The 20,210-nt window shown below is 68.0% G+C and carries 20 protein-coding genes and 1 pseudogene; 11 read left to right on the plus strand and 10 right to left on the minus strand.

Translation table 11 applies throughout. The annotated features are described in order from the left end of the window. Positions 1 to 2 precede the first annotated feature (2 nt). From QMO76_RS23400 to QMO76_RS23430, 7 genes are read left to right on the plus strand one after another with little or no spacing between them, the layout of a single operon-like run. Positions 3 to 1,052, plus strand: coding sequence for a mammalian cell entry protein (locus QMO76_RS23400; protein ID WP_306363480.1), 1,050 nt, complete (start codon positions 3 to 5; stop codon positions 1,050 to 1,052). After that, the gene (locus QMO76_RS23405) at positions 1,049 to 2,083 is read left to right on the plus strand and encodes an MlaD family protein (RefSeq protein WP_306363481.1); all 1,035 of its coding nucleotides are present in this window, start codon (positions 1,049 to 1,051) and stop codon (positions 2,081 to 2,083) included. The genes QMO76_RS23400 and QMO76_RS23405 overlap by 4 nt, the downstream gene beginning before the upstream one ends. Beyond that, complete coding sequence (locus QMO76_RS23410; protein ID WP_306363482.1) at positions 2,071 to 3,051, plus strand: MlaD family protein; 981 nt, start codon at positions 2,071 to 2,073, stop codon at positions 3,049 to 3,051. Before QMO76_RS23405 ends, QMO76_RS23410 begins: the two co-directional genes overlap by 13 nt. After that, positions 3,052 to 4,152, plus strand: a complete 1,101-nt coding sequence (locus QMO76_RS23415) for an MlaD family protein (protein ID WP_306363483.1) — start codon at positions 3,052 to 3,054, stop codon at positions 4,150 to 4,152. Then, positions 4,149 to 5,213: an MlaD family protein gene (locus tag QMO76_RS23420; protein WP_306363484.1), complete on the plus strand. Its 1,065-nt coding sequence runs from the start codon at positions 4,149 to 4,151 to the stop codon at positions 5,211 to 5,213. Before QMO76_RS23415 ends, QMO76_RS23420 begins: the two co-directional genes overlap by 4 nt. After that, a complete protein-coding gene (locus QMO76_RS23425) occupies positions 5,210 to 6,181 on the plus strand; it encodes an MlaD family protein (RefSeq protein WP_306363485.1) in 972 nt (323 codons plus the stop codon). Before QMO76_RS23420 ends, QMO76_RS23425 begins: the two co-directional genes overlap by 4 nt. A 16-nt stretch (positions 6,182 to 6,197) precedes the next feature. Then, positions 6,198 to 6,791 carry a hypothetical protein gene (locus QMO76_RS23430; protein ID WP_306363486.1) on the plus strand — a complete coding sequence of 198 codons (594 nt, stop codon included), beginning with the start codon at positions 6,198 to 6,200 and terminating at the stop codon, positions 6,789 to 6,791. Positions 6,792 to 6,794: 3 nt separating this feature from the next. On the opposite strand, the gene QMO76_RS23435 is transcribed toward QMO76_RS23430, so the two are convergent. Further along, complete coding sequence (locus QMO76_RS23435; RefSeq protein WP_306363487.1) at positions 6,795 to 7,688, minus strand: alpha/beta fold hydrolase; 894 nt, start codon at positions 7,686 to 7,688, stop codon at positions 6,795 to 6,797. 200 nt (positions 7,689 to 7,888) lie between these two features. Between QMO76_RS23435 and QMO76_RS23440 the strand changes: the two genes are divergently transcribed. From QMO76_RS23440 to QMO76_RS23450, 3 genes are all read left to right on the plus strand, one after another. Further along, entirely contained in the window at positions 7,889 to 8,263 is a 375-nt protein-coding gene (locus QMO76_RS23440; RefSeq protein WP_306363488.1) for a hypothetical protein, read from the plus strand. Continuing rightward, positions 8,260 to 8,538 (plus strand): hypothetical protein, encoded by a 279-nt coding sequence (locus QMO76_RS23445; RefSeq protein ID WP_306363489.1) that lies wholly within the window; start codon positions 8,260 to 8,262, stop codon positions 8,536 to 8,538. The genes QMO76_RS23440 and QMO76_RS23445 overlap by 4 nt, the downstream gene beginning before the upstream one ends. A gap of 434 nt (positions 8,539 to 8,972) precedes the next feature. Continuing rightward, on the plus strand, positions 8,973 to 9,314 hold the full coding sequence (locus QMO76_RS23450; RefSeq protein ID WP_306363490.1) for a hypothetical protein: 342 nt from the start codon (positions 8,973 to 8,975) through the stop codon (positions 9,312 to 9,314). 56 nt (positions 9,315 to 9,370) lie between these two features. Here the strand turns inward: QMO76_RS23450 and QMO76_RS23455 are convergent, their stop codons facing one another. Then, a complete protein-coding gene (locus QMO76_RS23455; RefSeq protein WP_306363491.1) occupies positions 9,371 to 9,625 on the minus strand; it encodes a hypothetical protein in 255 nt (84 codons plus the stop codon). Positions 9,626 to 9,849: 224 nt separating this feature from the next. Further along, the gene (locus QMO76_RS23460) at positions 9,850 to 10,038 is read right to left on the minus strand and encodes a hypothetical protein (RefSeq protein ID WP_306363492.1); all 189 of its coding nucleotides are present in this window, start codon (positions 10,036 to 10,038) and stop codon (positions 9,850 to 9,852) included. Between the two features lie 80 nt (positions 10,039 to 10,118). On the opposite strand from QMO76_RS23460, the gene QMO76_RS23465 reads away from it, so the two are divergent. Continuing rightward, complete coding sequence (locus tag QMO76_RS23465; RefSeq protein WP_306363493.1) at positions 10,119 to 10,862, plus strand: hypothetical protein; 744 nt, start codon at positions 10,119 to 10,121, stop codon at positions 10,860 to 10,862. A gap of 170 nt (positions 10,863 to 11,032) precedes the next feature. Here the strand turns inward: QMO76_RS23465 and QMO76_RS23470 are convergent, their stop codons facing one another. From QMO76_RS23470 to QMO76_RS23505, 7 genes and pseudogenes are all read right to left on the minus strand, one after another. Beyond that, on the minus strand, positions 11,033 to 11,377 hold the full coding sequence (locus QMO76_RS23470) for a DUF732 domain-containing protein (protein WP_280359277.1): 345 nt from the start codon (positions 11,375 to 11,377) through the stop codon (positions 11,033 to 11,035). Positions 11,378 to 11,825: 448 nt separating this feature from the next. After that, a pseudogene (locus QMO76_RS23480) lies at positions 11,826 to 12,916 on the minus strand (IS256 family transposase); the annotation flags it as partial. A 210-nt stretch (positions 12,917 to 13,126) separates the two neighbouring features. Continuing rightward, the gene (locus tag QMO76_RS23485) at positions 13,127 to 13,531 is read right to left on the minus strand and encodes a hypothetical protein (RefSeq protein WP_306363494.1); all 405 of its coding nucleotides are present in this window, start codon (positions 13,529 to 13,531) and stop codon (positions 13,127 to 13,129) included. Positions 13,532 to 13,735: 204 nt separating this feature from the next. Further along, positions 13,736 to 15,277 (minus strand): DEAD/DEAH box helicase, encoded by a 1,542-nt coding sequence (locus QMO76_RS23490; protein ID WP_306363495.1) that lies wholly within the window; start codon positions 15,275 to 15,277, stop codon positions 13,736 to 13,738. Positions 15,278 to 15,463: 186 nt separating this feature from the next. Continuing rightward, a complete protein-coding gene (locus QMO76_RS23495) occupies positions 15,464 to 15,775 on the minus strand; it encodes a pyrimidine/purine nucleoside phosphorylase (protein WP_306363496.1) in 312 nt (103 codons plus the stop codon). Positions 15,776 to 15,839: 64 nt separating this feature from the next. Continuing rightward, a complete protein-coding gene (locus tag QMO76_RS23500) occupies positions 15,840 to 18,329 on the minus strand; it encodes a bifunctional (p)ppGpp synthetase/guanosine-3',5'-bis(diphosphate) 3'-pyrophosphohydrolase (protein WP_306363497.1) in 2,490 nt (829 codons plus the stop codon). Between the two features lie 240 nt (positions 18,330 to 18,569). Beyond that, complete coding sequence (locus QMO76_RS23505) at positions 18,570 to 20,168, minus strand: ABC-F family ATP-binding cassette domain-containing protein (protein WP_306363498.1); 1,599 nt, start codon at positions 20,166 to 20,168, stop codon at positions 18,570 to 18,572. Between the last annotated feature and the right edge of the window lie 42 nt (positions 20,169 to 20,210).

Consider the following 20,210-nt stretch of genomic DNA (forward strand, 5'->3'; position numbering starts at 1 on the left):
CGATGCCGAACTACGCGATTCCCGGAGTGCGGACCACACGGCCCATGGCCCGCGGCCTCGGCGCGCTGCTGGTGGTGTGCGTGGTGGCGGCGGTGCTGGCCTGGAATGCCCACCACGGGCGCGCGCCCGAGGACACGCTGCGAATCCAGTTGCGCACCGAGCAGATCGGGGCGGGCGTCGTCGTCGGCACCGCGGTGCGGTTCGACGGGGTGGCGGTCGGCCGGATCGCGGCGGTGCAGCCCGTCGAGCGGGGACGGCAGCTGCTCACCCTGGAACTCGACCGGTCCCAGACCGCCGGTCTCACCGACACCTTCGGCGTCGACTACGCGCCGGAGAACCTCTTCGGCATCAGCGCGCTGGCGGTGCGCGCCGAACCGGGCGGTGCGCCGCTGCGCGACGGGCAGCTGATCGATATGGGCGGACGAGTCGAGGATGTGACCATGGGCGCGCTGCTGCGCACCCTCACCGGAACCGTCACCGAGGTGCTCACTCCCGAACTCACGGAACTGATCACGCGGATCGACACCGATCTGCGGGCCTTCACGCCGATCATCGAGGCCGTCGTCGAGCTGGGCCGGATCGTCGCCGACACCCAGGTGTACCCGTCGTCGTTCCTGATCGACCAGTACGGGTCGTTCCTGAACGGGTTCGGCGCGTTCACCTCCGCCACCTTCCGGCTGGCGGCGGCGCTGATGGACATCGAGATCTTCCGGACCGAACGCGAGCGCTACGACACCTCCATCACCGTCATTCGCGACGGGGTGCTGCTCGGACTGGCCGACACACTGAACACCCTGCGCACCCATCTCGGCGGACTGATCGGCGCGCTGACGCCCACCGTCGAGGCGCTGGCGGGCACGGTGCCCGACCCGGCGGCCTCGCGGGCGCGGCTCACCGAACTGATCCAGCGCCTGGACCGCGTCTTCGCCGACACCCCCGACGGCCCCGCGGTGTCGCTCGAGGTCACCCTGCGGGGCGTCCCGGCGGTGGGCGTGCCACTGCTCGGGCAGCGGGCGTTCACCGCGCTCACGCAGCCGGAGGGGGTGCGATGACGAAGGTGATGTCGAGGTCCGCCACAGTCGGCGTACTGGTGCGGCTCGCCGCGTTCACCGCCGCCATGCTGGCGCTGCTCCTGGTCGTGGTCACCGCCATCCTGCGGCCGGTGGACGGCGATACCGTCGCGTACCGGGCGGAATTCACCGATGTGAGCGGACTGCGGCGCGGTGACGACGTGCGCATGTACGGGGTGCAGGTCGGCGAGGTGACCTCGATCGAACTCAGCGGCGCGACGGCCGTCATCCGGTTCACGGTGCGCACCGACCGGCCCGTCTACGAGAGCAGCGGGCTGGCCATCCGCTATCAGACGCTCACCGGGCAGCGGTATGTGGATGTGCGGCAACCGGATCGACCCGGCGCGCGACTGGGGGCCGGATCCACCATCGGGCTCGACCGGACCATCCCCTCGTTCGACATCACCCAGCTGTTCAACGGCCTGCGGCCGGTGCTCGAGGAGTTCTCCCCCGGCGCGCTCAATCACTTCGCCGAGAGCGTGCTGGCGGTGATCCAGGGCAACGGGTCCGGCATCGGGCCCGCCCTGGAAGCCTTCGAACGGCTCAGCCGCTATGTGAGCGACCGGCAGGCCGTGCTGTCGCTCATCGTGTCGAACCTGCAGCACATCTCCGACCAGATCGGCGGCAAGTCCCCGCACCTGGTCACCCTGTTGCGCGGGATCGCCGATGTGTTCACCGCCCTCAATACCGAACTCGACGGACTGCTGCTCTTCGCCGACACCGCGCCCTCGGCCCTCGGACCGCTGAACAGCCTCATGGCGACCCTGGGGTTCACCGAGCGCGGCAATCCGCTGCTGGTGCGGGATCTGCGGCTGCTGTTCCCCGATCCGGAGCAGGCCCTCGACGTGCTCGGTCGCCTGCCCGGCCTGTTGCAGACCCTGGCCGACCTGCTGCCACCGGCCGACGGCACGCCCGGCCGGGCCGAGCTCACCTGTTCGCGTGGACCGGCCGCGGTGCCCGCGCCGTTCGCGGCGCTCATCGCCGGGCAGAGGGTCGCGATATGCCGGAACTGACGCCCGCGCGGGAGCTGCGCCTCGGCCTGTACGGGGCCGTGGCGCTGGTCGTGCTGCTCATCGCCACCGGCGTCGTCTACGTGCTGCCCATCGGCAAGCGCACCTATACGGCCGAACTCACCGAGGCGCGGTCGGTGGATGTCGGTGACGAGGTGCGGATCGCCGGGATCGGGGTCGGCGCGGTGAAATCCCTGGAACTGCTGCCGGATCGGGTGCGCATGACCTTCACCGTGGACGACGCCGTGCGGCTGGGCGACCGCACCGCCCTCGAGGTGCGCATGCTGACCGTGGTGGGCGGTCACTACATCGCGGCGTTCCCGGCCGGGGACCAGCCACTGGGCGATCAGGTCATCCCGCCGGAGCGGGTGCGTCTGCCCTACAGCCTGATTCGCATCCTCCAGGATGCCGCCACACCGGTCGCCGAGGTGGACGGCGATACGCTGCGGGCCAACTTCGCCGCCTTGGAGCAGGCCCTCGAAGACAGCCCGGACGCGCTGCGGCGCATGGGTATCGCCGTGGAGAGCATCGTGGGTGTGCTGGAGCGGCAGAACGCGGAGATCTCGCGGGCGCTGACCGTGATGGACGAGTACCTCACCGTCATCGACGCCAACACCGCCCTGCTGGGGACCTTCATCCGCAAGCTCGGGGATATCGAAACCCGCGGGCTGGCGAAGAAGGCCGAGATCGCGGAGGCGCTGCTGGTGACCAGCCAGCTGCTCTCGCGCATCGCGGCCGTCGAACCCGCCTGGCGCGAGGTGCTCGAACCCCTGGCCGACCAACTCCTGCGGGCCGTACCGCAACTGGAGGAGCTGGGACGGCGCATCGACGCGGCGCTGCACGACCTCGGTCTGCTGCGCACCCGGCTGCGGGCGGCGATCACCCCCGAGCACGGGTTGAGTCTCGACCGGTCCGCCGTCATCGTCGAGGTCCCGCCGATCTGCGTCCCGGTGCCGGGAAGGCGGTGCTGAATGAAACGCTTCCTCGGCTCACCCGGTTTCATCACCGTGGTCGGCGTCGCCGTGGTGGTGCTGGTCGCCGTGGTCGGCTATCTCGTCGCCTTCCAACCCGGGAAGCGGATGCTCACCTACTGCGCCCTCATGCCCGACGCCATCGGCCTGTACCCCGGCAACGACGTGACCATGCGGGGTCTGCCGGTCGGTGTGGTCGATGCCGTGCGGCCGCACGGCGATTCGGTGCGGGTGAGCTTCCGGGTGGACGCCGGGCATCCGCTGCGCGGCGCGGTCACCGCCACCACCGTCTCCGACACCATTCTCGCCGACCGGGAGCTGGAAGTACTGGGCGACAACACCTCCGAGCGGCACTGGGACGGCGGCACCTGCATCACCGAGACCTTCACGCCCAAGAGCATCAGCCGGACCCTGGAGTCGTTCTCCACCCTCGCCGACGAGCTGACCGGACACGGCGACCCCGCCGAACGGGAACGACTGCGCGACAGCGTGATCGCCTTCGACCGGGCCACCGACGGCACCGGGGAACGACTCAACCGGGTGATCCGGGATCTCGCCACCGCGCTGCGGCAGCCCGACGCCGCCATCGGGCATATCGGCGATCTGATCGACGCCTTCGCCGCCATCGCCCGGAGCATCGCGCTCAACTGGGGCGATATCAAACTGGCGCTCACCCAGGCCGGGGAGGGCTTCGACTTCGTCAACCAGATGTGGGACCGCACGGTGCAGATCGTCGACTCCCTGCTGGTGATCCTGCCGTGGCTCAACCGCATGACCCACGCATACGGTCAACCCATCCTGCGCGGCCTCGACGCGCTGACACCCAAGCTGCGACTCCTCTCGGCCCACATCGGATCGCTGCGGGAGCTGCTGGAGATGATTCCGGCCCTGGTCGGCGCGTTCCGCGACACCCTCGATCCGGAGACCGGACAGGCCCGGATCAACTATGCCCCACCGCGCGTCGCGCTACCGCAGGCCACCGCCGACCAGGTGTGCGGGGCCGTCAACGCGGTCGCGCCCGGACGCTGCCGCGATGCCGCGAACGGCATGGCGACGGTGGATCTGGTTCCACTCGTCCTCGGATTGGCAGGTGCGCGGTGAACACACCATCTCCCCGCTGGCGACGTGCGGTCGTCGCGCTGGTCTGCGCGGTGGTCACCGCACTGTCGGGGGCGTGCGGTTTCGATCCGGCCGAGGTGCCCGTGCCCGGCGCGGCCGTCGCCGGGCCGACCTACGAGATCCACATCGAATTCGCCAATGCGCTCAATCTGCCCGCCCAGGCCAAGGTGATCGCCAACGGCGCGAAGATCGGCAGCCTGCGCTCGGTCGGCGTCGTCGATCCGTCGGCGGCGGGTCCGGGGCGGATCGACGCCGTGGTCGAGATCTCCAGTGCGGTGCGGCTGCCGATGCGTACCACCGCGCAGCTGCGGCAGAACACACTGCTCGGCGATGTGTACATCGGACTGAGCACGCCGCCGGGCGAGACCGGCGCGACCATTCCACCCGGCGGCACCATCCCGCTGGAGCGGACCCAGCCCGCCCTCCAGGTGGAGGATCTGCTCGCGGCACTGTCCACCTTCGTGGGCGGCGGTACGCCGCAGCGGATTCAGGACATCGTCGAACAGGCCAACGCCGTACTGCCCGCCGCGCCCGAGGAGACGGCGCGCATCGCCGACCGGCTGGGCACCGACGTGCGCGATATCGCCGGCGACCTGGATGCCGTCGACCGGTTCCTGGACGGCTTCGAACGCAATCTCGAAGCGGTGCTGGCCAATCCGCGCGAACTCGGGACACTGCTGAGCGAGCGGGGCTCCCGGGAGCTGCCCGCGGATGTGCGGTCACTGGTGTACACCCTCGGCATCCTCAGCTCACTCGGCGTGATCGGGCAGTCGCTGCTGTGGACCGCGCCGCTGCTGCGCGCCGGTGACGCCGCCGCCAAGGCTTTCGTCCCATTGCTGCTGGGCGGCAATCCGCTCGACCTCAGCGCGCCGTCCAACCTGAACCGCCTGGTGGCGCTGCTGCGCGACAAGATCATTCCCTTCGTGGAGCGCGGGCCGACAGTGAATGTCACCGGAATACAGGTGGAGGGCGCACCGCTGCCCGCCGAGGAGCGGATCGACGGGATCGTCCGGGCGCTGCGCATGATCGGAATGGTCCGATGAGGGCGAAAACCCTGCTCTCCCTGACGAGCATCCTCACCATCCTGGTCGTGGGAAGTGCCTATCTGGCCTTCGGCGTGGTGCGGGTGACCTGGTTCTCCGAGCAGGTGCACGCCACCATGTACGTGCCGGAGTCCGGTGGGCTGCTGCCGCGGTCGAAGGTGCTGCTGTCGGGGGTGGAGGTCGGCCGGATCACCGCGGTCGAGCATGTGCCGGGGGCGGTGGAGGTGCGCTTCCGCGTCGATGCGGACCACCCGATTCCCACCGCCAGCGCCGTGCGGATCGAGGGGTTGTCCGGACTCGGCGAGTCCTATCTGCTCTTCGACCCGCCCTCGGCCGAGGGGCCGTACCTGAGCGACGGGCAGGTGGTGCGGGCGACGAAGATCAGTGCTCCGGTGTCGATTCCGGATATCGCCCGGACCACCACCGAACTGCTGCGGCAGCTGGACCCGACGGCGCTGGCCTCCATCGTCGAGACCTTCACCGAGGCGACCGAGAACACCGAGGCGGTGATTCCGCAGCTGTCCCGGGCCACGGATCTGCTGGCGGCGACGCTGCTGGCCCGCACCGACGTGATCCGGCAGTTGCTCATCGCGCTACAGGCCAATGCGAGCGATATGGCGTGGTCGGGTCCGGCGCTCATCCAGGCGTCGGAGCCCTGGGCGGAATTCGGGCCCCGGGTCATCGATGTGGCCGACTCCATCGCCCGCGTCATCCGCGCGGGCAATCTGCCCGAATCCTTTCTGGTGGAGGATCCCGACACCATCGGCCTCGCGCCTTTCCTGCGGGAGCTCACCGTGCGCGTCGACCGGATGGGACCCGAACTGGCCCCGCTGATTCCGCTGCTGGAACCGGTGCTGGCGCTGGCGCCGCCGCTGGTGAGCCAGCTCGATCTCGGCAGCCTGATCGCCCAGGCGCTGCATGCCACCACTCCCGACGGCACGCTGCGCCTGCGGATAACCGTCAATTGACAGACAGGAGTCCGTCATGACCGTCGACCTGAACAAGCGCACCGACTCCCGACGCCGACGCGAATCCACCGGGGCGCGACCGGCTCCGCGTTCGGTGGCCATTCCGCTGACCACGCTGCGCTGGGCCGCCGCAGTGGCGGTGGTCACGGTGGTGGCCGTCGCGCTCGGGGTGCTACTGCTGCTGGCGCGCAACGACATCGCCGAACGCGACGCGGTCGCCGCCGACGACGTCCGCGCCGAACAGGTGGCCACCGACTACGCCGTGGGGGCGTCCACGGTGAACTTCGCCGACTTCAACGCCTGGGTGGTGCGGCTGAAGAACAACACCGCGCCCGCGCTGGCAAACAAGTTCGACGCCAGCGCCCCGGCCCTACAGGAGATCATCACCCCGCTGCGGTGGACCTCGACCGCCATGCCCATCACGGCCAAGGTGGTGTCGGAGTCCGGTGGCGTCTACAAGGTCAATGTCTTCGTCAATGTCAGCTCCACCAACGCCCAGAACCCCGATGGGGCGCAGACGACGGTGACCTACAACGTCACCGTCGACCGCAATGCCGACTGGAAGGTCACCGATGTGGGCGGCATGGAGGGCGCGCTGCCGCTGAAGTGAGGGCTATTCCGGGACAGCGCTGTTCGACGGTTCACAGCGGGCGGCGAAGGCGAGTATCCGGGCCGCGACCCGCTGCGGAATCTCGTAGAACACCCCGTGCCCCCGGCCGGGGTACACCTCGGTCTCGGCGGTCGCGATGTTCTCGACGATCCTGCGGGTGGCCACCTCGGCATCGGTGACCAGGGAGTCGCCGCCGAACACCACCAGTGTCGGCACCGTGATCGCCCGCAGCTCGGCGTCTTTCAGCACCCGCGCCCAGCCGATCCGCATGCGGTAGCGCAGGGCCGCCTTGGCGACCGCGAACTCCTGCTCGGTCACCTCGACCCCGGGGCTGAGCCACGCCATCATCTTTCGCATATTCGCGTCCGAGCGTCCGCCCATCCCGAAGCGGATCATCTTCAGCAGTACGCTCCACTTCGGCTTGGTGAACATCCCGCCGGGCTCGACGAGCGTCACGCTGGCCAGCCGCCCCGCATCGTGCAGCGCCACCAGACTCGCATGCCACGCTCCGTGCGAATACCCCACCAGATGCACGCGCTCCAGCCCCAGCCCCGCCAGCACCTCGTTCACCCACACCGCGAAGTCCGCGTCCCGGGTCAGCGGTGCCGTCTGCACACTCCGGCCCGCGGTGCCGATGGTGTCCAGCGCGTAGACCACCCGGTCACGAGCCAGATCCTCGATCACGTAATACCAGGCCAGGCCGTTGGACCCGACACCGTGCAGCAGCACGATCGGAATCCCGTCCCCCTCCCCCGACCACCGCACATGCGTCGACCCGAACGACGTCGCGATATCGGCCTGTGTGACCGGCAGCGGCCACAATCCCTCGGCCGCCTCGTACATCTCCAGGTATTCCGCCCGCGCCGCGTCATTGGCGAATCGCCCGATCTTGGCCATGACCACCCCTCCATCATCGTTGATGATATCAACGTACCACGTATTTGATATGATCGTACCATCAAGCTCGGCGTCGCTCGAGCCTGTGAGAAGGCTCATGAAACGAGGCCGACATCTGGCCCACGCGACGCATATCAGCAAATATCTAGCTACCGCCTATTCGGAGCGGCGATCTCATCGACTCGCACAGGGGAGTTCGAATGCACAAGAAATCCGCAGTACTCGTCCTACTGGGCACGGCGGGCATCGCGACCGCCATCGGCAGCGGAACAGCCTCGGCCCTCACGGTGGACCCGCAGCCCGGCGCGGCATCGGTGACCCTGAACCAGGGCGAAGCCGCCGCCGTCGCGTCCATGAACTTGGGCCCCGCCCTCGCCCAGGTCGCCCTCCCGGGCTGGTCCCCCGCCGGAAGGAACGAGGTCGGCAATACGATCAGCAGCGACGCCGCCGTCGCGGGGTCGATGCCCGGCGGCTGGATGCGCATCACCCTGCACGGACCCATCCAGATGCCGACCCAGGTATCGGTCTCCCGCCCCGCCACCGAGGCCGAGATGCAGCAGGCGGCCGGGTCATGAGGCGGCTCGGATACGGCCTGTTCGCCGCCGCGGCCATCGTGTCGGCGGTAGCGCTGTCCGCCGCGTCCGCCAACGCGGGCATCCCCGCGGGGGTCTACTGTGCCGGAGCGTTCTGCTACAACACCACCGACCAACCGCAGACCGTCACCGGCACCGAGGTATGCCCGAACGGCCCCCAATACGCCGTATCGGGCCTCATCCCCCCGCACGGCGCAGGCGCGGTCGGCGCCTTCGCCTGCCCGAACGGCGTTCAGCCCCAGGGCATTCTGTACTGACGGCGACATCAACAGTGAGCCGGATCGGCGCGGTCGGCGCGGTCGTGATCTATCACTCGACGAATAAGTCCGCACCCCGACTCGAAGGAGTACTCGGTGGTCGACAAACAGAACCGTCTCGACGAGCCGGATGATGACCTCGCCGACCTCGAAGAACCCACCATCGACGGACCCGAGCCGAGGACTGCCCGCGATTTCGTCGAAGACTCCCGCCCTGGTCCGGGTACGGCACCCGAGACACTGACGCCCTCCGGACCAGCCGTCACTGAAGCTGACGGTGGGTGGAGCGCCACCGGCCCCGGAAACTGAAGCCAGCAACGGACAGCCTCCACTCGTTGCGGGGGCTATCTGCCAGATCGGATGTGGCTCTGGCGAAGTCGATGAGGGGATATCTGGGTTGCGGGAGCTGCGGCCTTCGTCCTCGTCGGCGTCGGGTGTTCGTCGCGTCGAACCAGTCCTCATCGACGCCGTCGACCGCCGATCAGTCTGGTGTACAGACCAACAGGAGCGACATGGTGCATAACCCCTACGACGATCCCGATCACGATTGGGAATCCCATCCGATCGTGCCCGACGGCACGCCCGTCACGCCACAAGAGTTCACCGAAGATGCCCAAGCAGGCCAGGCGCCTGGTGAAGTCCCCACCGAAGGGCCGATCGCCGTTACTTCCGAACGTATTGAGAGCGGTATCGGCCCAGGAGCCGTCCGGATCGGTGAGAACCAGCGCGTTTCTCGATCGCGGCACGCGTGGTTAACGCGGCATACACGGCGCTGAACAGCGGGCATCTACGACGTGTGTTTGTCCCCCAATGGGGGACGCCCGGTTACGCATCAAGAGCGAGAGCGGCCCTCATCCTCAGACTGGACGCCCGTGCTGCGCGTCACGGGCACGCGGCGGGCTTCCTCGGCCAGCAGGCGCAGTTGCTGGGCCAGGTAGTCCGCCTCGTCGAGGGTCAGCTGTAGCCAGGTCTCTTCCGCGACGTGCAGTTCGATGGCGTAGGACTCGATTCCACCGCCTGCGGTATCGGTGGATCTGCCAGCGTTCGGGCGGGTCGAGTGCTGCATCGACGTCTTCGAGGTGCTCATCGCACCAGGAAGGGCATCGCGGCATCTCACCGGCCCCGGCATCGCTCATAGCAGCGAGCATACGCACACCGAGTCTTCACGGGAGCCGAGTTCGATTGGCACTGTTCGGAAACGAGGCCAGCGCAGGTCAGCCGCGTTTGGCAGGGTCAGCTTCTCGGGTCGTCCTCGATGACCAGCGTGCGGGAGGCGTCGCGTTCCGCGGGATTGACCAGGATGGGGTGTAGTCAGCGCACCTCGGGAGCGGGCTGGTCACGGGGACCGGTCCAGTAGGTGTGCCAGTGGGCGCGCCGGATATGGGGCCAGACCTTCGTCCCGGACGCCGCAGAGATTTCGGCGGCGTTCTTGCGGGCGGCGAAGAGCTTGGGCCCGATGTCGAATCCCACGTCGACCACCGTGCTGGGGGTGCGAGGCATGCGCCGTTTCTTGGGGCGGCTGAGCACTTCGGTTCTGATTCGGCACGGCCCAGATCGCATGGGTTGAACACAGACGAAGAATGGATCTCCGACTGGAAATCTCGACGGCGGTTCGCCGGATCCGGCTTTCGGTACCGGATGTGGCGATCTACCGCGGTCGTCTGGCCCGCACCGATTGGCAAGTGATCGACGGCCTGCCGGTCACCACCGCTGCTCGCACGATCAGGGATCTCGCGGCGGTATCCACCGATGCCGGGCACCTCGCCTCGGTGGTACGGGATGTACTTGTGGGGTCTCTGGCATCAACCGGGGAGGTTGTTGAGGCACTGGCCGAACATGCCTTCATCTACGGGCACAGAGCCCTGGATGGGCAGGGGTTCCTCGACGCGCTCATCGAACAGGCAGGAGTACCTGCCACCACCCGAGATCTCGCGCGTCGCGCGAATCTGGCGGATCTGGCACGAACGCTCACGCCGACAGTGTCTGCTGCCCGGCAGCAGGTCGACAGCGACACCTGGTCGGAGGTTTCGTCGATGCTCGAACGCGGACCAGCCCTGCAGAACCTGCGCTCGCTGCTCGCCGAGACTGCCGCGCAGAGCCTATTCAAGGTCAACAAAGACCTTCTAGCATCGAAACCGCGCCTGTACTCTTCCCTCTTCGACGAGTCGGCGCGGGCTGCACTCAGTGGGATCCGTGGCTTCGACCTCCTCGCCAATGTGGACGCGGATTCGCGTGTGGTGCGTTCCGGAGATGTCGATAAAGAAACCGGCGCACCCCCGCAGGCTGGCGGCAGCCATCCCGGCGACGCGACAGAGGAACCGTGAGCATCTCATCGCGCGGACCGCAGGCCGTCCGGAAGAGCGTCACCGACCATCTGAAGAAGCACGCCGCACAGTCCGGGGAGCCTTTCAATACGGTGAAGCGGCGGTTCGTCATGTCCCGGTTCCTGGCGCGGGTGTTCGAAGCCGACCCGCAAGGGTGTCGTACTTCGCGTTCATAGGAACTGAGGGCATACCTCCTGAATCGAGACCTCCATCCACTGCCTCGATACCTCGGGCGGGTGGTGCTCGTTCAGTGCGCTGCGAACAAGTGCCTCTGAGCGGCCCCCTTCGAGGTTGGCGCAGACGAACCAGGCGACTTGCATCGCGTTGTACTCACTCGTCGAAGGGTCGCCGGTCGGATTGAATTCGGCATCCTGGGCGAGTAGACCCACCCGCTTCGCTTCGATGATGAAGCTTGTCTCGTCAGCATGGGCGGTGCCGGGGACCAGACACGCGGTCGCGACCCCGAGAGCGCCGAGCGCGCTGACGATGACAGTACGTTGGAAGAGCTTGTTCAAAGCATCCCTTGCCATGAGGATTGGACAGGTTCAGTACAGGATAGCCAGTGAAAACGTTGTACAACAGCGCGTTTCGACATTTGGCCGTCTGGCTGCATGTGGATAGTGAGGTCGTTGGTGAAATCTGACGTCAAGCCGCTGCGGCCTGTAGGGACCCGGTGCTGGCGGGAGATATCGACCGGTCGTTCGAGGAGTTTGCCTTTGTGGAACGACGCACCGTCGCGGACGAGCGCGACCAGGTGGGGTGCGTTTACCGCGCGGGAGCCAGGCCCTTTGGCGACTTTCGTGCGCAAATGCACTGTGGCGAAGGCCGATTCGATCGGATTCGTAGTCCGCAGATGAATCCAGTGCTCGAGATATTGTCAAATCCTGTGGATCGGCAAGTTTCAGGCGACCTCCGCTCCGGTGGTGTCGGCCGCGCCGGTCGATGATGGCGGGGTGATGTCGCGGGGGCGTTGACCTTACGCCAGCGGGCCTGGGCGGCCTCGATCAGCTTGTAGGCCATGGTGATTCCGGCCGCGCGCGAGCCAGGCCCCTTGGTGACCCTCGTGCGCAGGCACACGGTGGCGAAGGTGGATTCGATCGGGTTCGTGGTGCGCAGGTGGATCCAGTGCTCGGCCGGATACTTGAAGAACTCGAGCAGCACATCGAGGTCGTCGGTGATTTTGGCGACCGCCTTGGGATACTTCGCGCCGTAGTCGATCTCGAACGCTGTGACCGCGAGTTGCGCCTTGTCGATGTCCTCGGCGTTGTAGATGTCCTTGAGCGCCGCGTTCGCGCCCGGATGCGCCGATTTCGGCAGCGCGGCAAGCACATTCGCAACTTTGTGGAACCAGCAGCGTTGTTCCCGGGTGGTCGGGAACACCTCGCGCAGCGCCCGCCAGAACCCGAGCGCGCCGTCCCCGACCGCGAGCACCGGCGCGGTCATGCCGCGGCGGCGGCAATCACGCAGCAGATCCGCCCACGACTCGGTCGATTCCCGGTAGCCGTCGGTCAGCGCCACCAGCTCCTCGCGGCCGTCGGCACGGACCCCGATCATCACCAGCAGGCACAGTTTCTCCTGCTCCAAACGGACCTTCACGTGGATGCCGTCGACCCACAGATACACGTAGTCGGTGCCCGAGAGGTCCCGGGCGGCGAACGCGCGGGCCTCGTCGGTCCACTGCCCGGTCAACCGGGTGATCGACGCCGCCGACAGGCCCGCCCGGAACCGAGGAACTGTTCCAGCGCGGGACCGACGTCCCCGGTGGACAGCCCGTGCAGATACAACAACGGCAGTACCTCGGTGACCTGCGGCGATTTCCGCGCCCAGGCGGGCAGGATCACCGAGGAGAACCGTTGCCGCTCACCGGATTCCGGATCGACACGTTTGTCGTTGACCCGGGGCGCTTTCACCGTCACCGCGCCGGCCGCGGTCAGCACCTCGCGTTCGTTGTGGTAGCCGTTGCGCACCACCAGCTTCCGGCCGTTCTCGTCGACCTGGTCGGCGAACCGCTCGACATAGGCGGCGACCTCGGCCCGCAACGCGGCCTCGAGCATCCGCCGCGCACCCTCGCGCACGATCTCGTCGATCGGTGAGCGCGACACCCCGCCCGGCGTTGGCGCGCCGGACCGATCAGATCCTGGATTCGAAGATCATCCGGGAAGGTACTCCCTCCCGGCCATCCACAGGTTCTGATCATTTCTCCGCTGGAATCCAGACCGGACCATATGGGAGGACTACTGATCCGGACGCGCTCCTCGCCGCGCTCAGAAAACGATCGTATTCCGAACGCACCCGTCAGCTATGGCGCTCACTCTCGTCAACGAGATGACCGAGTTGACGAGAACCGGAACCACGCCAGCGCTCGAGGATCGCCCACAGCCCTTGCCCACCGCCACCAACATCCGCTCGCGGCCACTGCCTGATTCTGGATCGGAGTGGTCGTGTTCGGATTCGTCGCCCTCTCGGCACTCGGCGCATGACGCGACCGGTGGCGGCCCGAACCGCCAACCTTGTAATGAAAGGCCGGCGGTTCGCTGTGTGCCCGTCCTCGCTCCGGACTGGGTGCCGGGAAGTATGTCGGCACGCTCTTCCTCGACGAGGTTGAGCAGCCAGATCACACCCCACAGTTCGTCGCAGTCGTCGATCCGCACCGCGCCCTGAATCGCCATTCGCCGTAGTTCTTGCGATCCGGATCGGGGTAGCCTCACCGTTCACCGGTCAGGTTGACGGTCTTGTCGATATGATGCCGGACCGACCAGCCGGATCGGCGACAACCGTACGAGGCACCCGGTCACCACCCATCCGGAAGGCGGGGTCATCCGCCGGATCCGATCGGCGGCGGCCGGTCCGGCGGGCTACGAACCGCTCTCGAATCAGCGGCGGCCGGTCTGGTGGGCTGCGGGCTGACTGCCGCCGCGCGTGCGCTGCGGTCGGGCCGTACGGGCCGGAGCATCCGAGCGGGTACCGGTCGACTCGACAGCGCGCGGAGCGGATCGGTGGGCGTGACGCACACGCTGCGCACGGGCCGCACGGGCCGGAGCGTCCGAGCGCGTGCCGATCGGCTCGGCGGCGCGCGGGGCGGATCGGTCGGCGTGACGCACACGCTGCGGGCGGGCGGTGCGGGCCGGGGCCTGCGAGCGGGAGCGGCGGGCATCGGACGCCGCGGCCTTGCGGGCGGCGGGACGCCGATCGCGTTCCGCGGATGTCGCGGCGGGCTCGGGGCGGGCGGTCACCAGCGGTGCGATGGGACCGACCAGGGTGCTCACCTCGGACGAATTCCCGGTCACCCGTTGGGGTGCGGCGGTGATGGCCGCCTTGCGGAGCAGGGCGGCGACATCCCGGCGCTGTTCGGGCAGCACCACGGTCACCACATCGCCGGAGCTGCCCGCGCGGGCGGTGCGACCGGAACGGTGCAGGTACGCCTTGTGTTCGGCGGGCGGGTCCACGTGCACGACCAGTTCCACATCGTCCACGTGCACGCCGCGGGCAGCGATATCGGTGGCGACCAGCACGCGCGTGGTCCCCGCGGCGAAGGCCGCGAGATTGCGGTCACGCACCGCCTGGGAGAGGTTGCCGTGCAGGTCGGCGGCGGGAATGCCCACGGCCGTCAGCTGTTTGGCCAGGCGGCGGGCGTGGTGCTTGGTGCGCATGAACAGGATGCGGCGGCCGGTGCCGGAGGCCAGCACCTGCACCAGATCGCGTTTGGCGGCGGCGTCGGCGACCTCGTAGATGTGGTGGGTCATGGCCGGGACCGGGGAATGCGCCTCATCCACGCTGTGCGACAGCGGATTGCGCAGGAAGCGCTTGACCAGTTTGTTCACCCCGTTGTCCAGGGTGGCGGAGAACAGCAGGCGCTGACCGTTGTCCGGGGTGGCCGCGAGGATGCGGGTCACGCCGGGCAGAAAGCCGAGGTCGGCCATGTGGTCGGCCTCGTCGAGCACGGTGATGCGCACCGCGTCCAGCGAGACCAGACCCTGCTTCATGAGGTCTTCGAGGCGGCCGGGGCAGGCGACCACGAGCTGGGCGGTCTTCAGCGCACGGGCCTGCCGATTCTGCGGGACGCCGCCGAAGATGGTCGTCACCCGCAGCCCGCAGGCGGCGGCCATGGGTTCCAGGGTGGCGGCGATCTGCGTCGCCAGTTCGCGCGTGGGGGCCAGGATCAGCCCGACGGGCCGCGCGGGCGTGATCGCGACACCGGCGAGCCGGTGCACCATCGGAATGGAGAAGGCGAGCGTTTTGCCGCTGCCGGTCTTGCCGCGCGCCAGCACGTCGCGCCCCGCGAGCGTGTCGGGCAGCGTGGCCGCCTGGATCGGGAAGGGCGCGGTGATGCCGTTCGCGGTCAGCGCGTCGATCAGGTCGGTGCGCAGGCCGAGAGCGGTGAAGGTGGTGGCAGGGCTCGTTGAACGAGTCGTCATGGGTATTCGGGGTGCCTTTCGAGCATCTGGGGTGACCGCAGCGGTGCACGAAAGAAAGACATCCACGACGGAATGAGCACAAGATCAGTACTCGACCCCAGAACTATAGCTCATCGCGGCCACGCGGGTTGGATACTGTGTCCCGTCCCGCAGTGACCGCGACGGCACGCCGCTCCGCCGCGCCGGTCAGCCGTAGTGGCAGACGTAGTGCACCGGTGAGAGCACCTCGATCTGGAAAGAGCTGTTCGCGGGCACGTCGAAGGACTGCCCGCCCCGGTACGTGACGGCCTCGCTCGCCCCGGCGAGGGTGATCCGGCACTCCCCCTCGAGCAGTTCCATGACCTCGGGCGCGCCGGTGCCGAATGTCAGCGTGGCCGGGAGAATCGTCCCCACGGATTTGCGGGTGCCGTCGGCCAGCTCGATATCGTGGCTGACGCACTTGCCGTCGAAGTAGACATTGGCCTTCTTGGTGACGGTGACATTCTCGAACGTCGTCATGAACTCTCCTCGTTCCGGGGACGAGCCAGCCTAGCTGGCGTCGGCCGCGGATCGGCCGGGGAGGTCAGGCCGCGGAGGTGACGCGGTAGACGTCGTAGACGCCCTCCACATTGCGGACCACATTGAGCAGGTGGCCCAGGTGTTTCGGGTCGCCCATCTCGAAGGTGAACTTGGAGATGGCCACCCGGTCACCGGAGGTCATGACCGAGGCGGAGAGGATGTTGACCTTCTCGTCGGCGAGCACCTTGGTCACGTCGGAGAGCAGCCGGGTGCGATCCAGAGCCTCGATCTGGATGGCGACCAGGAAGACCGAGGACGGCGACGGCGCCCACTTCACCTCGATGATGCGTTCCGGCTCGCTGCGCAGCGAGTCGGCGTTGGTGCAGTCGGTGCGGTGCACCGAGACCGCGCCGCCGCGGGTCACGAAGCCCATGATCTCGTCGCCCGGCACCGGGGTGCAGCACTTGGCCAGCTTGGCCACCGTGCCGGACGCGCCCGGAATCTCCACGCCCGCATCGCCGGTGCCGCGCTGGCGCGCGGGAACCGTTGAGGGCGTGGACCGTTCGGCGAGTTCGTTCTCCACATCGCCGACCCCGCCGAGCTGGGCCATGAGCCGCTGCACCACATGGTGCGCCGACACCTGGCTCTCGCCGACCGCGGCGTACAGCGCCGAGATATCCGGATAGTGCAGTTCGTGGGCCAGCGCCGACATGGCGTCGGCGCTCATCAGGCGCTGCAACGGCAGCCCCGAGCGGCGGACCTCCTTGCTGATGGCCTCCTTGCCCGCTTCCAGGGCCTCCTCGCGGCGTTCCTTGGCGAACCACTGCCGGATCTTGGCCTTGGCGCGCGGGGAGACCACGAAGTTCTGCCAGTCGCGGCTCGGTCCGGCGTTCTGCGCCTTGGAGGTGAAGATCTCGACGACCTCACCGTTCTCCAGCTGCCGTTCCAGCGCGACCAGGCGGCCGTTCACGCGTGCGCCGATGCAGCGGTGGCCGACCTCGGTGTGCACGGCGTAGGCGAAGTCCACCGGGGTGGACTTCTGCGGCAGCGTGATCACATCACCCTTGGGGGTGAACACGAAGATCTCGGGCGACTTCAGATCGAAACGCAGCGACTCCAGGAACTCGGCCGGATCGGCGGCCTCCCGCTGCCAGTCCAGCAGCTGCCGCATCCACGCCATGTCATCGACCTCGGTCGAATCATTGGAGTGCCTGCCCTTGGTCTCCTTGTACCGCCAGTGCGCGGCGATGCCGAACTCGGCGGTCCGGTGCATGTCCTGGGTGCGGATCTGCACCTCCAGGGGTTTGCCGTCCGGGCCGACCACGGTGGTGTGCAACGACTGGTAGACGCCGTAGCGCGGCTGGGCGATGTAGTCCTTGAACCGGCCCGCCATCGGCTGCCACAGCGAGTGCACCACGCCGACCGCGGCGTAGCAGTCGCGCACCTCGTCGCAGAGGATGCGGATGCCGACCAGGTCGTGGATGTCGTCGAAGTCCTTACCCTTGACGATCATCTTCTGGTAGATCGACCAATAGTGTTTGGGGCGACCCTCCACGATGGCGTTGATGCGGCTGGCCGCGAGAGTGTTCACGATCTCGGCGCGCACCTTGGCCAGGTAGGTGTCGCGCGAGGGCGCGCGGTCGGCCACCAGGCGCACGATCTCGTCGTATTTCTTGGGATGCAGGATCGCGAAGGCGAGATCCTCCAGCTCCCATTTGACGGTCGCCATGCCGAGCCGGTGCGCCAGCGGCGCGATGACCTCGAGGGTTTCGCGGGCCTTCTTGGCCTGTTTCTCCGGCGGCAGGAACCGCATGGTGCGCATATTGTGCAGCCGGTCGGCCACCTTGATCACCAGTACGCGCGGGTCGCGGGCCATGGCGATGATCATTTTGCGGATGGTCTCGGCCTCGGCGGCCGCACCCAGGTTGACCTTGTCCAGCTTGGTGACGCCGTCGACCAGGTGCGCCACCTCCTGACCGAATTCACCGGTCAGCTCGTCGAGCGAGTAGCCGGTGTCCTCCACGGTGTCGTGCAGCAGCGCGGCCACCAGCGTGGTGGTGTCCATACCCAGCTCGGCCAGGATATTGGCCACCGCCAGCGGGTGCGTGATGTACGGATCGCCGGATTTGCGGAACTGATGCGCGTGTTTCTCGTCGGCCACGTCGAAGGCTCGCTGCAACAGTTGCAGGTTGGCCTTCGGATACAGCTCGCGATGGACGGTTGCGAGGGGTTCGAGCACCGGCTTGACCGCCGCGATGCCGCGCTGACCGGTCATACGGCGGGCCAGGCGGGCGCGCACGCGACGCGAGGCGGAGGTCGGCACCGCGGCGGGCGTGCTGCCCTGACGCTGTACGACCGGGACGGCCGGGCGGGGTGGCGTGGGATCCCCCTGGCGCGGTGACGCCGTATCGCTCTGGCGCGGTGACCCCGGATCGCCCTGGCGCTGTGACGCCGGATCGCCCTGGCGCTGTGGCATGGAATTGGGGGTGGGCGGGGTGGCGGATGCGCCATTGTTCGATTGCCCGGCATTCGCCTGTTCCAAATGCTGAGTCATGCCACACCACCTCTCCCGGTCGCGATCGGAACACCATATCGGACCGTGCAACCACCCGGACCACCAACTTTAGTCCGGGTTTCGTCGCGGGGTCGCCGACGGTCGCTACCGCCGTCCGGACGTGCCCATACCGACGTGATCACTCCCCTTTCTACCGTGTTCGGGGCGGCGTTGCGTACGGATTGCTCCGCACCCGGCGCCGCCCCTGGTCCACGGACCGCCGCACTCGGCCAAACCTCGCTACCCGGACGGGATTTCGGCCAATCCGTCCGCCGACAGCTCCACTCGGCGGGTGACCCCGATCTCATCGAGGAAGCGCGGATCGTGGCTGACCACGAGGAGCGCACCCTGGAACGCGGCGAGGGCCTCGGTCAGATGCCGCAGGCTGGGCAGGTCCAGGTTGTTGGTGGGCTCGTCGAGCAGCAGCAGCTTGGGCGCGGGCTCGGCCAGCAGCATCATGGCCAGCGCCGCCCGCAGCCGCTCCCCACCCGACAGCGTCTCGGCCGCCACGTCGGCATCTCTCCCACGGAACAGGAAGCGGGCCAGTCGGGCTCGTATCCGTTCGGCCGACGCGTGCGGCGCGGCGGCGGCCACGTTCTCGAATACCGTCTTCGACTCGTCGAAGATATCGAGGCGCTGCGGCAGCATGCGCCAGGGCACCTTCGGCGATTCGTCGCGAATGCGGTGCAGGAGCGTGGTTTTCCCCGAACCGTTGCGGCCGGTGAGGGCGATTCGCTCCGGCCCGGAGACCTTCAAGGTCACCACCGGGCCGTTGGCGAGGGTCACCTCCGCCAAGTCGATGACATCCTGTCCGGGGTAGAGCTTGGTCCCCGGCAGGTCGACGCGGATCTCCCGGTCGTCGCGCAGCAGTTCCCGCGCCTGGGTGAGCTGATCCTCGGCCTCCTCGAGTTTGCCGATGTGGTTGTTGCGCAGCTTGCCCGCCGACACCTGGGCCTGGCGTTTGCGTTCGGCCATCACGACTTTGGGTTCCCGCTTGGTATCCCACATCTTCTGGCCGTAGCGCAGGCGCCGGTCGAGTTTGACGCGTGCCTCGACCAGTTCCCGCGCCTGCTTGCGCACATCGCTGCGGGCGTCGCGGACGGCCGACCGGGCGGCCGCCTGCTCGGCATCCACGATGCGCTCGTACTCGGTGAAATTGCCGCCGAAACACCGGATCTCGCCCTGGCGCAGTTCGGCGATGCCGTCCACGCGCTCCAGCAGTTCGCGGTCGTGGCTGACCGTGATCACCGTGCCCGGGAAATGCCCGATCACCTCGTAGAGCCGTTGCCGCGCGACCCGGTCCAGATTGTTGGTTGGCTCGTCGAGCACCAGCACCTCGGGTTCGCGCAGCAGTTCGGCGATCAGGCCGAGCAGCACCGTTTCCCCGCCGGAGAGGGTGTCGAGACGGCGGTCGAGCTGCGCGACGTCCCCGGCGACATAGTGCAGTCCGAGTTTGCCCAGCAGTGCCACGGCCTGCTCCTCGACATCCCAGCGGGGGCCGATCAGCTCGAAGTCGGCTTCGGTGCCCGCACCGGATTCGATGCGGTGCAGCGCATTCCGGATCGACTCGATGCCGAGCACCTCGTCCACCCGCTGCCCGGCGGACAGGCCGAGGTCCTGCCGCAGATACCCCAGCCGTTCCGGCGGGGTGATCGAGCCGCGCTGGGGCCGCAGGTCTCCGGCGATCAGGCGCAACAGCGTGGACTTGCCCGCACCGTTGCTTCCGACCAGACCGATGTGCCCCGGCCCCAAGGCGGCGTCGAGGCCGTCGAAGACCGGTGTGCCGTCGGGCCAGGCGAAGGCGAGATCGGAAATGGATACGACAAACGTACTGGGCATGCACACTCCTCGAGGTAGGCGAAAGCGAACGCGGCGCGCGAC

The organism is Nocardia sp. CC227C, assembly GCF_030767025.1.
GTDB lineage: Bacteria > Actinomycetota > Actinomycetes > Mycobacteriales > Mycobacteriaceae > Nocardia.

Bases quoted from the DNA above. Each gene is read 5' to 3' on its own strand.
- QMO76_RS23415 (WP_306363483.1), top strand. From the start codon at position 3,052: ATGAAACGCTTCCTCGGCTCACCCGGTTTCATCACCGTGGTCGGCGTC.
- QMO76_RS23435 (WP_306363487.1), bottom strand. From the start codon at position 7,688: ATGGCCAAGATCGGGCGATTCGCCAATGACGCGGCGCGGGCGGAATAC.
- QMO76_RS23440 (WP_306363488.1), top strand. From the start codon at position 7,889: ATGCACAAGAAATCCGCAGTACTCGTCCTACTGGGCACGGCGGGCATC.
- QMO76_RS23405 (WP_306363481.1), top strand. From the start codon at position 1,049: ATGACGAAGGTGATGTCGAGGTCCGCCACAGTCGGCGTACTGGTGCGG.
- QMO76_RS23495 (WP_306363496.1), bottom strand. From the start codon at position 15,775: ATGACGACGTTCGAGAATGTCACCGTCACCAAGAAGGCCAATGTCTAC.
- QMO76_RS23445 (WP_306363489.1), top strand. From the start codon at position 8,260: ATGAGGCGGCTCGGATACGGCCTGTTCGCCGCCGCGGCCATCGTGTCG.
- QMO76_RS23485 (WP_306363494.1), bottom strand. From the start codon at position 13,531: ATGGCGATTCAGGGCGCGGTGCGGATCGACGACTGCGACGAACTGTGG.
- QMO76_RS23400 (WP_306363480.1), top strand. From the start codon at position 3: ATGCCGAACTACGCGATTCCCGGAGTGCGGACCACACGGCCCATGGCC.
- QMO76_RS23410 (WP_306363482.1), top strand. From the start codon at position 2,071: ATGCCGGAACTGACGCCCGCGCGGGAGCTGCGCCTCGGCCTGTACGGG.
- QMO76_RS23425 (WP_306363485.1), top strand. From the start codon at position 5,210: ATGAGGGCGAAAACCCTGCTCTCCCTGACGAGCATCCTCACCATCCTG.
- QMO76_RS23505 (WP_306363498.1), bottom strand. From the start codon at position 20,168: ATGCCCAGTACGTTTGTCGTATCCATTTCCGATCTCGCCTTCGCCTGG.
- QMO76_RS23465 (WP_306363493.1), top strand. From the start codon at position 10,119: ATGGATCTCCGACTGGAAATCTCGACGGCGGTTCGCCGGATCCGGCTT.
- QMO76_RS23500 (WP_306363497.1), bottom strand. From the start codon at position 18,329: ATGACTCAGCATTTGGAACAGGCGAATGCCGGGCAATCGAACAATGGC.
- QMO76_RS23455 (WP_306363491.1), bottom strand. From the start codon at position 9,625: ATGAGCACCTCGAAGACGTCGATGCAGCACTCGACCCGCCCGAACGCT.
- QMO76_RS23430 (WP_306363486.1), top strand. From the start codon at position 6,198: ATGACCGTCGACCTGAACAAGCGCACCGACTCCCGACGCCGACGCGAA.
- QMO76_RS23460 (WP_306363492.1), bottom strand. From the start codon at position 10,038: ATGCCTCGCACCCCCAGCACGGTGGTCGACGTGGGATTCGACATCGGG.
- QMO76_RS23490 (WP_306363495.1), bottom strand. From the start codon at position 15,277: ATGACGACTCGTTCAACGAGCCCTGCCACCACCTTCACCGCTCTCGGC.